13 protein-coding genes are annotated in these 11,590 nt (G+C 75.2%); 4 read left to right on the plus strand and 9 right to left on the minus strand.

Going from position 1 to position 11,590, the window contains the following annotated elements:
• Window positions 1-7: 7 nt before the first annotated feature.
• The gene (locus tag DMP15_RS16705) at window positions 8-1,405 is read left to right on the plus strand and encodes a sugar porter family MFS transporter (protein ID WP_337826133.1); all 1,398 of its coding nucleotides are present in this window, start codon (window positions 8-10) and stop codon (window positions 1,403-1,405) included.
• On the opposite strand, the gene DMP15_RS16710 is transcribed toward DMP15_RS16705, so the two are convergent.
• Complete coding sequence (locus DMP15_RS16710) at window positions 1,386-3,689, minus strand: molybdopterin-dependent oxidoreductase (RefSeq protein WP_337826134.1); 2,304 nt, start codon at window positions 3,687-3,689, stop codon at window positions 1,386-1,388. The two genes, DMP15_RS16705 and DMP15_RS16710, sit on opposite strands and share 20 nt — an antisense overlap.
• A 53-nt stretch (window positions 3,690-3,742) precedes the next feature.
• On the opposite strand from DMP15_RS16710, the gene DMP15_RS16715 reads away from it, so the two are divergent.
• Together DMP15_RS16715 and DMP15_RS16720 are read left to right on the plus strand one after the other, a co-directional pair.
• Window positions 3,743-4,258 (plus strand): mycothiol transferase, encoded by a 516-nt coding sequence (locus tag DMP15_RS16715; protein ID WP_073574978.1) that lies wholly within the window; start codon window positions 3,743-3,745, stop codon window positions 4,256-4,258.
• A 27-nt stretch (window positions 4,259-4,285) separates the two neighbouring features.
• The gene (locus tag DMP15_RS16720; RefSeq protein WP_179759929.1) at window positions 4,286-5,209 is read left to right on the plus strand and encodes a LysR family transcriptional regulator; all 924 of its coding nucleotides are present in this window, start codon (window positions 4,286-4,288) and stop codon (window positions 5,207-5,209) included.
• A 21-nt stretch (window positions 5,210-5,230) separates the two neighbouring features.
• Here DMP15_RS16720 and crcB read toward each other — a convergent pair whose 3' ends face one another.
• The 5 genes from crcB to DMP15_RS16745 all read right to left on the minus strand — a co-directional run bounded on the left by crcB (window position 5,231) and on the right by DMP15_RS16745 (window position 8,215).
• The gene (gene crcB / locus DMP15_RS16725) at window positions 5,231-5,599 is read right to left on the minus strand and encodes a fluoride efflux transporter CrcB (protein ID WP_073574980.1); all 369 of its coding nucleotides are present in this window, start codon (window positions 5,597-5,599) and stop codon (window positions 5,231-5,233) included.
• A complete protein-coding gene (locus DMP15_RS16730) occupies window positions 5,596-5,985 on the minus strand; it encodes a fluoride efflux transporter FluC (protein ID WP_337826135.1) in 390 nt (129 codons plus the stop codon). The genes crcB and DMP15_RS16730 overlap by 4 nt, the downstream gene beginning before the upstream one ends.
• Window positions 5,982-7,229 (minus strand): MFS transporter, encoded by a 1,248-nt coding sequence (locus DMP15_RS16735; RefSeq protein WP_073574982.1) that lies wholly within the window; start codon window positions 7,227-7,229, stop codon window positions 5,982-5,984. The genes DMP15_RS16730 and DMP15_RS16735 overlap by 4 nt, the downstream gene beginning before the upstream one ends.
• Window positions 7,226-7,666: a MarR family winged helix-turn-helix transcriptional regulator gene (locus tag DMP15_RS16740; RefSeq protein ID WP_073574983.1), complete on the minus strand. Its 441-nt coding sequence runs from the start codon at window positions 7,664-7,666 to the stop codon at window positions 7,226-7,228. The genes DMP15_RS16735 and DMP15_RS16740 overlap by 4 nt, the downstream gene beginning before the upstream one ends.
• Before the next feature lie 81 nt (window positions 7,667-7,747).
• Window positions 7,748-8,215: a MarR family winged helix-turn-helix transcriptional regulator gene (locus DMP15_RS16745; RefSeq protein ID WP_073574984.1), complete on the minus strand. Its 468-nt coding sequence runs from the start codon at window positions 8,213-8,215 to the stop codon at window positions 7,748-7,750.
• Between the two features lie 509 nt (window positions 8,216-8,724).
• On the opposite strand from DMP15_RS16745, the gene DMP15_RS16750 reads away from it, so the two are divergent.
• Entirely contained in the window at window positions 8,725-9,132 is a 408-nt protein-coding gene (locus DMP15_RS16750) for a DoxX family protein (RefSeq protein ID WP_073574985.1), read from the plus strand.
• Here the strand turns inward: DMP15_RS16750 and DMP15_RS16755 are convergent.
• The 3 genes from DMP15_RS16755 to DMP15_RS16765 form a co-directional block, all read right to left on the minus strand.
• Entirely contained in the window at window positions 9,129-9,608 is a 480-nt protein-coding gene (locus DMP15_RS16755; protein WP_337826136.1) for an SRPBCC family protein, read from the minus strand. The genes DMP15_RS16750 and DMP15_RS16755 overlap by 4 nt on opposite strands.
• 62 nt (window positions 9,609-9,670) lie before the next feature.
• Complete coding sequence (locus tag DMP15_RS16760; RefSeq protein ID WP_179759935.1) at window positions 9,671-10,768, minus strand: baeRF2 domain-containing protein; 1,098 nt, start codon at window positions 10,766-10,768, stop codon at window positions 9,671-9,673.
• A gap of 48 nt (window positions 10,769-10,816) precedes the next feature.
• A complete protein-coding gene (locus DMP15_RS16765; protein ID WP_337826137.1) occupies window positions 10,817-11,527 on the minus strand; it encodes an IclR family transcriptional regulator in 711 nt (236 codons plus the stop codon).
• Between the last annotated feature and the right edge of the window lie 63 nt (window positions 11,528-11,590).

Raw genomic sequence — 11,590 nt, forward strand, 5'->3', positions numbered from 1 at the left:
TCGGCCGATGAGTTCGGGGGCGCAGACGGCGAAGCGGCCGTCGCAGTGGGCGATCTGGTTCTTCGGGGCACTCGGCGGGATCCTGTGGGGGTACGACACGGGCGTCATCTCCGGGGCGATCCTGTTCATCCCCGACGACATCCCGCTGTCGTCGCTGGAACAGGGCACCGTGGTGTCCGGCCTGCTGGTCGGCGCGATGCTCGGGGCGGGCGTCTCCGGCAAGCTCGCCGACACCCTCGGCCGGCGGCTGCTGATCCTGCTCGGCGGGATCGTGTTCGTCATCGGCACGCTCGGCGCCGCCCTCGGGGTGAACGTCGCGATGCTCGTCGGGTTCCGGTTCGTGATGGGCGTCGGCGTCGGCATCGTGTCGGTGGTCGTGCCGATGTACCTGTCCGAGCTGGCCCCGGCCCGCATCCGCGGGCGGCTGACGTCGCTGATGCAGCTGCTGGTGACCGTCGGGATCTTCCTGGCCTACGTCACCGACTTCGCCTTCGCCGAGTCCCGGGACTGGCGCTGGATGATCGGGCTCGGCGTGATCCCCGCGGTCGTCCTCGCCATCGGCATCTACACCCAGCCGGAGAGCCCCCGCTGGCTGGTCGCGCAGAAGCCCGACGGCGGCGAGGAGGACGCGCGGGTCGTCCTGGAGCGGCTGCGCGGTACCCCGGAGGCGGCCGAGGCCGAGCTGTCGGAGATCCGGGAGAGCGTGCGCGTCGAGCGGGAGAACACCGAGAAGGTCGCGATCGGGACGCTGTTCTCCCCGCGGCTGCGGCGGCTGACCCTCATCGGGATGCTGCTGGTGTTCTTCCAGAACTTCGTCGGCATCAACACGATCATCTACTACGCGCCGACCCTGCTCACCGACGTCGGCTTCGGGGCGACCGGCGCGATCGGCGCCAACGTGGGCATCGGCGCGGTGAACATGCTGATGACGCTGCCCGGGATGTGGTTGATCGACCGCGCCGGGCGACGCCCGCTGCTGCGCTGGGGCGCGGTCGGCATGTGCGTGGCGATGATCGTTCTGGCTGTCACCAACCTGGTCGGGTTGGAGCAGGGACCGCTGCTGCTCGGGCTGACGCTGGCCGGGATCGTCGTCTACATCGCCTCGTTCTCGATCTCCTGGGGCCCGGTGCAGTGGGTGCTGCTGCCGGAGCTGTTCCCGCTGCGGGTCCGCGCCGGCGCGGTCGCGTTCTGTGTGACGTTCAACTGGCTGTTCAACATGACCGTCGCGCTGCTGTTCCCGTCGCTGCTCGAGGCGTTCGGCGCGGGCTGGAACTTCCTGTTCTTCGCGATGACGACGGCGGCCGCCTACATCTACGCGACCCGGCTGCTGCCCGAGACGAAGGGCCGCAGCCTGGAGGAGATCGAGCGGGACCTGGCCCAGCCGGTCACGGCGAAGCCGGCGTGACCGGCGGGGTGTGCGCGGTGACCTCCGAGGCCTCGTGGCGGTACGGCTCCACCGCGACCGCGCACAGCTGACCGCTGCACCCCTGCGCGAAGCCCGACGTACCCCGGTCGCGGGTCACGGCGTTCGGGTTGCCGTGCACGCAGAGGCCGTCGTCGCCGAGCTCGGGACGGTCCGGGTCGGGACGCGGGTCCCACCACGCCCCGGTCGGCAGCTGGAGCACGCCGGGCCGGATGTCGTCGGTGACCCGCGCCGCGGCCAGACAGGCGCCCCGGTCGTTGTGGAGGCGGACGACGTCGCCGTCGCCGATGCCGAGCCGGGCGGCGTCGTCGGGGTGGATGCGCACGACCTCGCGCCCGGAGCGTTTCGACCCGGCCGAGTGGGCGCCGAAGTCGAGCTGGGAGTGCAGCCGGGTCGCCGGCTGGTTCGAGACCAGCCAGAACGGGTGCCGGTCGTCGGGGACCTCGGTCGGCTCGATCCACGCCGGGTGACCGGGGTGGTCGGGCAGTCCGAGCGCGGCGATCGGGCCGGACCCGACCTGGACGCGGCCGGACGCCGTCGGCAGCGGGTGCGCGACGGGGTCGGCGCGGAAGCGGGCCAGCACCCCGCCGTCGTCGGGGCGCTGGGGCAGCTCCAGCTCGCCGCGCTCCCAGAACTCCTCGAACGACGGCGCGTCGAGCCCGCGGTCCGCCAGGCCCTTACGGGTGCGGTCGTACATGTGGACCAGCCACTCGTGCGACGTCCGGCCCTCGGTGAAGGCCTCGCCGTGCCCGAGCCGCACGGCCAGGGCGGCGAGCACGTCGTAGTCGTCGCGGGCCTCGCCGTGCCGGGGCACCAGCTGCTTCATCGCGACGACGAGCGGGTCGGAGCTGGTGGCGCCGATGTCGTCGCGTTCGAGGGTCGTCGTGGACGGCAGCACGACGTCGGCGTGCCGCGCGGTGGCCGTCCACATCGGGTCGTGGACGACGAACGTGTCCAGCTCGGCGACCGCGCGTCGCATCCGGCGCAGGTCCTGGTGGTGGTGGAACGGGTTGCCGCCGGCCCACCACGCCATCCGCACGTGCGGGTAGGTGTGCCCGACGCCCTGGTAGGAGTAGGTCTCCCCCGGGTGCAGCAGCATGTCCGCGACCCGCGCGACCGGGATGAACGAGGTCACCGGGTTCGGCGCCCGGGAGAACGTGGGCACCGGCACCGAGTTGCGCGGGCGCCCGTAGTGCCCGAGCGACCCGAGGCCGTAGTTGAAGCCGCCGCCGGGCAGCCCGATCTGACCGAGCACCGCAGCGAGCGCCGTCCCGCCCCAGACCGGCTGCTCGCCGTGCTCGGCGCGCTGCAGCGACTGCGCGACGGTCACCAGGGTGCGGCCGTGTGCGATCCGCCAGGCCAGCTCGCGGATCGTCGCCGCCGGGATGCCGGTGACGCCCTCGGCCCACGAGGCGTCCTTCGCCGGGGCGGCGAACAGGTACTCGCGCAGCCGGTCCCAGCCGTCGCAGTGCGAGGCGAGGAAGTCGGTGTCGGCCCGCCCCGCCTCCACGACGGTGTGCATGAGCGCCAGCATCAGCGCGACGTCGGTGCCGGGCCGGATCGGCAGCCAGGTGGCGTCCACCTCCTCCGGCAGGTCCGGACGCAGCGGGCTGACCAGCACGAACACCGCGCCCCGGTCGCGGGCGGCGCGCATGGCCCCGCGCTCGACGTGCCGGCTGACCCCGCCCGCGGCGATCGCGGAGTTCTTCAGCGCCATTCCGCCGAACGCGACGACGGTGTCGGTCTGCGCCGCGACCTGGTCCCAGGTCACCGCGTAGCGGGTCACCGCGTCGAAGGTGCCCAGCACGTGCGGCAGCACCACCTCGGCGGCGCCGCCGGAGTAGGTGTTGACCGAGCGGGTGTAGCCCCCGGTCAGCGCGAGGAACCGGTGCAGCTGGCCCTGGGCGTGGTGGAAGCGCCCGGCCGACGCCCAGCCGTAGGAGCCGCCGTAGACGGCCTCGTCGCCGTGGGTGGAGCGGACCCGGTGGGTCTCCTCGGCGAGCCGGTCGAGCACGGCGTCCCAGGACACGGTGCGGTAGCCGTCGCGCCCACGACCGGGGTCACGGCCCGGGCCGCGGTCCCACCAGCCGCGGCGCACCGCGGGCGCGGCGACCCGGGCGGCGTGCCCGACGGCCGCGGGGATGTTGTCCAGCACCGGGGACGGGTCCGGGTCGCCCGGGTGCGGGCGGACCCGCAGCCTGCTGCCGTCCCACCGGGCGTGGAACACGCCCCAGTGCGCGCTGTGGGTCCTCACGTTCTCGGTCACCACCGACCACCGTAACCCGCATGCGGGGGCCCGCATACGGGAAAGCCCGTCCCATGACGACGACCGCTGAACTGCTGACCGACCACGTCGGCCGGATCGACGAGCTCGTGCGCGAGGTGGTGGACGGCCTGTCCGAGGCCGACCTCGCCCGCCGCCCGGAGGGTGCGGACGGCCCCGGCAACCCGATCGGCTGGCTGGTGTGGCACCTGCTGCGGGTGCAGGACGACCACGTCGCCGAGGCGTTCGGGTCCGACCAGGTCTGGACCGGCGAGGGCTGGGCGCAGCGCTTCGGCCTGGACCTCGACGTCGCCGACACCGGGTTCGGTCACACGTCGTCGCAGGTCGACGCCGTGCGCACGACCGCGGACCTGCTGTCCGGCTACGGCGCGGCGGTACACGAGCGCACCGTCGGGCACCTCGCGGGCCTCGCGGACGACGACCTGTCCCGCGTCCTGCCGCCCACCTGGGGGGAGAACGTGACCCTCGGCGAACGCCTGGTCAGCGTGGTCGGCGACGACCTCCAGCACGCCGGTCAGGCGGCCTACCTCCGCGGGCTGCTCGGGGTGTGACCCCGCCCGCCACCTAGGCTGGTCCCGATGGCCACCGCACCCGCACGCGTCCCCGACCTGACCGCTCTCGCCCTGCTCCGTGACATCGCCTGCACCGGGAGCATGTCCGCCGCGGCCGAGGGGCTCGGGCTGACGGTGCAGGCCGCGTCCGCGCGGATCCGGGCCGCCGAGCAGCAGGTCGGGGGCCCGGTGCTCGAACGTGCACGCCGGGGGCGGCGGTCCAGCAGGCTCACCACCCGCGGGGTCCTGCTCGTGGAGTGGGCGGGCCCGCTGCTGGCAGCCGCATCCGATCTGGACGTCGCGGTCGCGGCACTGCGCGACGAGCCGGCCGGGGAGGACACCGTCGTCCTGGCCGCGAACCCGGTGGTCGCGGAGTGTCTGCTGCAGGCCTGGCTGGTCGAGCTGCGCGACGGTCCGGGCGGGCGGGTCGTGCTGCGCGACAGCCCGGATCCGGCGGCGGCGGTCCGGTCCGGTGACGCGGCGGTCGGTGTGGTGTCCGCGCCCGGCCCGCTGGAGGACCTGCACGCGGCGACGGTGGGATCGGACCCGCTGGTGCTCGTCGTCGCCCCCGGGCACCCGTGGGCCGGGTCCGACGGCGTCGACGCCGCACAGCTGGCCGGTACCCCGCTGCTCACCCGTCCGCCCGGTGCCGGGGCCCGGCCCGCGCTGGAGGCCGTGCTCGACGCCGCCGGTGCCGGGGAGCCCGTGCCGCCGCGGCGCGAGTACGCCGCGGACGCCGCCCTGCGTGCGGCGGTCCGCGCCGGTGAGGGCCCCGCGGTGCTGGGGCGGGCGGTCGTCGGCGCCGACGTCGCGGCCGGGTCGCTGGTCGTCGTCGACGTCCGCGGTCTCGACCTGACCCGGGAGTTCCGCGCCGTCTGGAGGGAGGGCACCTCGCCCCGCGGCACCGCCCGTGACCTGCTGCGGATCGCCACCGGCGGCCGGATCCGCTGACCCGGCCGGACCCGACCCGGCTCAGCCGGCGGCGGCGGTGAGCAGCGCGTGCCCGGCCAGTGCGGCCGCGACGCCGACGACCGCGCTCGCCGCCGCGTAGCCCACGGCGAGCGCGGTGCGGCCGCGTTCGAGCAGCGACAGCGTCTCCCAGCCGAAGGTGCTGTAGGTGGTGAACGCCCCGCAGAACCCGGTGCCGAGCAGCGCGGCGAACCCCGGCCCGAACAGCGGGGTCAGCGCCACCACGCCGCCGAGCACGAACGACCCGGCCAGGTTGACCACCCAGGTGCCCCACGGGAACGCCGAGGGCGTCCGCGCCTTGATCGCCGTGTCGACGAGGTAGCGCAGCGGCGCCCCGACGGCCGCACCGAGCGCGACGAGCAGCGCCGTCACCGGGCTCCTCCCCCGGCGAGCGCGCGGGCCAGGGTCGCGCCGAGCGCCGTCGCGGCGACGGCGAGCACCGGGGTGCCGACCATCAGCGCCAGCGACCCCGGCGAGCCGAACGCCGGCGCGGCGACGTCCACGGCGTAGGTGGAGAACGTCGTGTACCCGCCGAGCACCCCGACGCCCAGGGCCGGGCGGACGAGCGGGTGGGCCCGGAACCGCTCGGTGACCAGCACCATCAGCACCCCCATCAGGAGGCAGCCGGTGACGTTGATGAGCAGCGTCGTCCACGGGGTGGGTGGGCCGACGAGCCCGAGCAGCCAGCGCGCCTCGGCGCCCACCACCCCGCCGGCGGCCACCGCCGCCGGCACCGCCGGCCGGCCGGGCGCGCTCACGCGGCCGCCTCCGCCCGGGCGACGCGCCGCGCCGTGGGCAGGCCGATCGCGGCCGCGATCAGGCAGGCCACCGCACCCAGGGCGAGTCCGCCGCGACCGCCCCACTGCTCGCTGACCCAGCCGGCGATCGGGCCGCCGATCGGGGTGGACCCGAGGAGGGCCACCGACCACAGCGCCATCACCCGGCCCCGCATGTGCGGGGCCGAGGCCAGCTGCAGCGTCGAGTTGCCGCCGGCCATGAACGCGACGCTGGCCATCCCGACCAGCCCCATCGCGGCCAGCGCGACCCACAGCGCCGGCGCGACCGCGGCCAGGCCCAGGACCAGGCCGAACAGCAACGCGGTCCGCACCAGCATCGGCACCCCGGTACGCCCGTGCCCGGCGACGACGAGCCCCCCGACGACCGCGCCGACGCCCATCGCGCCGGTGAGCCAGCCGTAGGTGGCCGCGTCGCCGCCGAAGGTCTGCGAGGCCACGACCGGCAGAACCACCGGGAACTCGTAGGCCAGGCAGCCGATCAACGCCATCATCACCAGGGGCACCCGTAGCTCGGGGTTGTCGCGCACGTGGGCGAGCCCCTCGCGCAGCTGCCCGGGCGCCCGGGGCGCCGGAGCGGTGGGCATGAGCGCGGAGGTGTCCAGGCGCAGCAGCGAGGTCACGACGGCGACGAAGCTGACCGCGTTCACCGCGAAGCAGATACCGGTCCCGCCCGCGACGATGACCAGCCCGGCCACGGCCGGTCCGACGGCGCGCGCGGCGTTGACCAGGACCGAGTTGAGGGTGACGGCGTTGCGCAGGTCCTCGGGCCCGACCAGCTCGTGCACGAAGGTCTGCCGGGCCGGGTTCTCGACGGCCTTGTTCAGCCCGAGCACCGCGGCCAGCACGTAGACGTGCCAGAGCGCGACGGTACCGGTGAGGGTGAGCACGGCGAGTGCGGCGGCCTGCAGGCCCATCATCGTCTGCAGGCCGACCATCAGCCGTCGCCGGTCGAGGCGGTCCACCCACACCCCGGCGTAGGGGCCGAGGAGCAGGGTGGGCACGGTCTGGACGGCGACGACGGTGCCGAGCACCGCCGCGGACCCGGTCAGCTCGTACACCAGCCAGGACTGGGCGACCGACTGCATCCAGGTACCGACCAGGGAGATCGACTGGCCGCCGATCCAGAGCCGGTAGTTGTGGCCGGACAGCGCGGCGAAGGTGCGGGCGAGCGCCCGGCGGGACGCCTGGTCCGGACCGGCGCTCACCGGGCGTCCCGCAGGGCCCCGGCGAGCGCGTCGAGCGCGGGCAGCGCGGCCCGCAGCCGTGCGGCGTGGTCGGGGGTCAGGGCGTCGACGTGTGCGGCGAGCAGCCGGGTGCGTTCCTCGCGGCGTCGGCGGTGCTCGGCAGCACCGGCCTCGGTGACCGCGACGCGCACGGCGCGACCGTCGTCGGGGTCGGTGTCGCGGACGAGCAGCCCGGCGACCTCCAGCTTGCCCGCCAGGCGCGACAGCATGGTGGGGTTGACGCCCTCGACGGTGGCGAGCTCCCCCATCCCGATCGGGCCGCGGACGGCGACGGTGCCGAGTACCGACACAGCGCTGCGGGTGAGGTCGGAGCCGCGGGTGGCCCGGTCCAGGCCCCGGGCGATCCGGGCCAGGTCCGTGCGCAGCCGCGCCAGCTCGTCGGGGTCGAGGCCGCTCATGCACACTCCATATGTTTGCCTGTCGGCAAGCATATACCTGTGCAACGATCCGCGCCGCGCACGGACGGGGCGGCGCCCCGGTCAGGCGGGAGCGACCTCGGACTCGGCGGACCGGAGCCGGGACGCCAGCCGCTGCAGGTCGTCGCGGAGGCGGAACAGCTCGTCCATCGACATGCCGGTGGCCTCGATGACCTGGTCCTGCGCGGCGGCGGCGTGCTCGCGCAGCGCCTTGCCCTTCTCGGTCAGCGACACCTGCACGGTGCGCTCGTCGTCCGGGCGACGGGCGCGGGTGACCAGCCCGTGACCCTCCAGCCGGGTCAGCATCGGCGACAACGTGCCGCTGTCCAGGAACATCCGCTCGCCGAGTTCCCGCTGGGGCACCGTCTCCTCGGCCCACAGCACGAGCAGAACCGCGTACTGGCTGTAGGTCAGGCCGATGGAGTCGAGAATCGGGCGGTAGCACCCGGTCATCGCACGCGACGCCGAGTGGAGCGCGAAACAGAGCTGCTCGTCGAGCGCCAGCGGCGCAACGGTTCCGGGCTCGGTCATTCCCACAGGGTAAGCGCTCGATGTCGGGAGTTCATCCGAGCCCGCAGGATCGGCTCGGCACCGGGCTCCCGCGGACCGGTCACGACGAGGAACGGGTCCGGGGCGCGACCACCCCCGAAGCGGTCGCGCCTCGGACCCGGGGCCGACGGACCGGAGGGCTCCCCAGCGCCCGGTCCGTGCAGAAGTTCGTGTCGTTCTGTTGTGCACCCCGGATTCCCCGACTCTGCGCGCCTCAATCGCAAACAGCTCCGGTTCACCCGCAGCGCCCAGTGTCGGCGCGCACCGTGACCCGGTCGCCGGTATCCCGCTGCGACAACGGGGTGACGGGGGGCGGTACGACGGCGGTACCGCGACCGCCCGTCAGCGTCGGCGGCCGGGTGGCGGGACGGGCTCGGGAGCGGTCATGTCAGGGCCTCCGTGGGAGGGTGACCCCGGGGTGTCCGCACCCGTCCGGTCCCCGGTCCGGCCGGGGCCGCGGACACCCGGAATCGCTGACGTCCGGAGGCGCCGTGCACGCGGTCCGCACCACCGCCCGGCTGCTGCTGGGCGCCTTCCTCGTCGCCGCGGGCGTCGCCCACCTGCTCGTCCCGGCCGAGTTCCTGGCCCAGGTGCCACCGTTCCTGCCCGCGCCCGGCGCGGTGGTGCTCATGTCCGGGCTCGTCGAGATCGCGGTCGGGGTCGGGGTGCTCCTCGCACCGGCCCGGCTGCGCCCGCACGCCGGGCTGGTCGCGGCGGCGCTGTTCGTGCTGGTGTTCCCCGGCAACGTGGCGCAGTACCTCACCGGCACCGACGCGTTCGGCCTCGACAGCGACGGCGCCCGCGCGACCCGGTTGCTGTTCCAGCCGCTGCTGGTGGTGTGGGCCCTGTGGGCGTGCGGCTCCGGTGCCCTGCTGCGGCGGGGCCGCCGCATCGCCTAGGACTTCTGCACGGTCCGGGCGAGGATGCCCAGGGTCGCCTTGAGCGACGCCGCGGAGATCACCGGGAACAGGTCGGAGTCGCGGTACTGCGGGTGGATGTCGGACCAGTCGCACCACGAGACGACCCGGGTCCCGCCGCCGTCGGCCTCGGCGACCGGCTCCAGCCGGTAGCCGTAGACGTGACCGACCGGCGGGCGCATGACGCCCACGATGGTCCAGGAGATCTCGCGGTCGGGCACGTAGCTCGCGATGTGCACGGTGACGTCGTAGCGGCCCATCGGGCGGTCGCCGAGCGACTCGCGGTCCATGTGCACGACGAAGGTGTCCCCGGCCGCCGAGACCGGCCCGCCCTCGGCCGACATCAACATCCCGGAGCTGTCGACGGCCACGTGCCCGCGCGGGTCGCGGAGCACGGCGAAGATCTCGGACGGGCTCGCGTCGATGATGCGCGAGGTCTCGATCCGCTGGTCGCTCATGGACCCGATCATGCCCCGTCCCGGCCGGTCCGGCCCGGGGACGGGGCACGACGGCGGCGCGATCAGGAGGCGGGGCCGACCGGGAAGCGCAGGACGGCGCCGACGCCGTCGGTGAGCGTGACGTCGTCGTCGGGGTGGACCAGCACGACGGCGGCGCCGGTCGCGGCGGCGGCGCGGACCAGGACGTTCGCGGCCGGACCGGACAGCACCGGGGTGTCGCCGACGAGTTCGTCGGCCTTCTCCCCCACCGCGGCCGGGTCGGAGCCGACGACCAGCTCGGTGCCGGGCACCGCGGCCGGGTCGACCAGCAGCGTCTCGACGGCGTGCGCGCGGGTGGCGCCGGCGACGTCGCCGAGCCCGGTGACGGCGAGCCCGTCGCCGCGCCCGGACGCGGTCGCGAAGCTCGCGACGGCGTCGCCGCGGCGGGTCTCGCGGACCTCGTCGGCGGCGGCGCGCACGGTGTCGTCGACCTGATCGGGCACCGTGCCGCCGGTGTTCTCGATCTCGGCCATGATCCCGGCCGAGGCCGGGGGCAGCTCGTCGCGCAGGCGGGCCCGGGACTCCGCGTCCCCGGCGACGACGAGCAGGCCCGCGTTGCCGGCCCGGACGGACTTCTCCACCTGCTCGGCGACGGCCTGGGCGTTGCGCTTCCAGGTCTCCTCGACCCGGGCGTCCGCGGTGCCCTCTCCGGGGCCCGCGGTGCTCGCCTTGTGGACCGGGCCGCCCGAGTCGGTCGACACCTCGGAGACCGTGCCGTCCACACCGCGGACCCGGCCACCGGTCCGGTCGACCGCGACGACGACGGTCGCCACGTCCTCCCCCACGGCGCCGAGCACGCCCAGCAGGTCCGGGACCGCACCCCAGGCCGCGGTCCCGCGCTCGGGCGGGAACTCGGTGTGCCGGTCGAGCAGGACCCGCGCGGCGTCGGCGACGAGGACCCGCCCGGCCGTGCCGTCGGGGGCGTCGGCGGCGGTCACGGCCTCGTCGAGCACGGCGAGCGCCGACTCGTCGGCACCGTCGTCGGCCAGGCGCTCCCGCAGCTCGCGCCAGCGCAGGCGGTACTGCTCGGTGGCGTCGGCGGTGTCGTGCGTGGCATCGAGCACGACGGTCGCGAAGGGACCGTCGCTGTCGTTCAGGGTTCGGATCCAGTCGGTACGCATCCCCCCGCACCTTCCCGGCACACACGGCGGCAAACCTGGCGCGGCGGCTCAGGTGGACCAGGCTCCCGCGGCGTCGGCGAGGGCGTCGACGACCTCACCCGGCAGCGGCCCGGCACCCCGGGCGGCGGCCGAGAGCGCCCCGGTCACCCGGCCGTCGTGGCGCAGTGCGACCGCGACCGCCGTCGCGCCGGGCAGCAGGGCGCCGCTCGCGCCGCGTTCGAACCCGTCGGCGCGGATCCGGGCGCAGGTGTCGAGGAGCGCGGCGGCGGCGCCGGGATCACCCTCGTGCGCGGCGAGCGCGACCCGTTTGCGTTCGGCCGGGCCGAGGTGGGCGAGCAGGACCCGGCCGGCCGCGGTGTCGGGCAGCGGCGCGCGGACCCGCGCCGACAGCGCCACGTCGAAACCCTCGTCGGCGCCCGCCCAGTCGAGGTAGACGGCGTCGTCGCCGATCCGGGCGGCGAGCAGCACCGGCAGCCCGGTGTGCCGGGCGAGCTGGTCGAGCGCCTCGTGCGGGATCGCCGGGACGGGTGGTTCCCCCGCCCTCGCCGCGAGCATCCAGGGCGCGGGGCCCAGGGTGTACCGACGGTCGCGCTCGTCGAGGTAGCCGGTGGCGACCAGACCGTCGACGAGCTTCTGCACCGAGGACACCGGGGCTCCGACGCGGCGGGCCAGCGCCGACAGGGAGCTGCCGCCGGGCCGGCGGGCGGCGACCTCCAGCAGACCGGCCACCCGGTCCACGGTCCGGTGGTGGTTACGCATATGGGTAAGCCTAGCTCGCAGGGGCGAGGAAAGTTAGCCATGCTCATGGAGAACGTGACGGCG

The organism is Pseudonocardia sp. UM4_GMWB1 (assembly GCF_017312155.1).
Classification (GTDB): domain Bacteria; phylum Actinomycetota; class Actinomycetes; order Mycobacteriales; family Pseudonocardiaceae; genus Pseudonocardia; species Pseudonocardia alni.

Coding starts and splice junctions, on each gene's coding strand:
- DMP15_RS16705 (WP_337826133.1), top strand. CDS start 8: ATGAGTTCGGGGGCGCAGACGGCGAAGCGGCCGTCGCAGTGGGCGATC.
- DMP15_RS16715 (WP_073574978.1), top strand. CDS start 3,743: ATGACGACGACCGCTGAACTGCTGACCGACCACGTCGGCCGGATCGAC.
- DMP15_RS16720 (WP_179759929.1), top strand. CDS start 4,286: ATGGCCACCGCACCCGCACGCGTCCCCGACCTGACCGCTCTCGCCCTG.
- DMP15_RS16740 (WP_073574983.1), bottom strand. CDS start 7,666: ATGAGCGGCCTCGACCCCGACGAGCTGGCGCGGCTGCGCACGGACCTG.
- DMP15_RS16745 (WP_073574984.1), bottom strand. CDS start 8,215: ATGACCGAGCCCGGAACCGTTGCGCCGCTGGCGCTCGACGAGCAGCTC.
- DMP15_RS16755 (WP_337826136.1), bottom strand. CDS start 9,608: ATGAGCGACCAGCGGATCGAGACCTCGCGCATCATCGACGCGAGCCCG.
- DMP15_RS16760 (WP_179759935.1), bottom strand. CDS start 10,768: ATGCGTACCGACTGGATCCGAACCCTGAACGACAGCGACGGTCCCTTC.
- DMP15_RS16765 (WP_337826137.1), bottom strand. CDS start 11,527: ATGCGTAACCACCACCGGACCGTGGACCGGGTGGCCGGTCTGCTGGAG.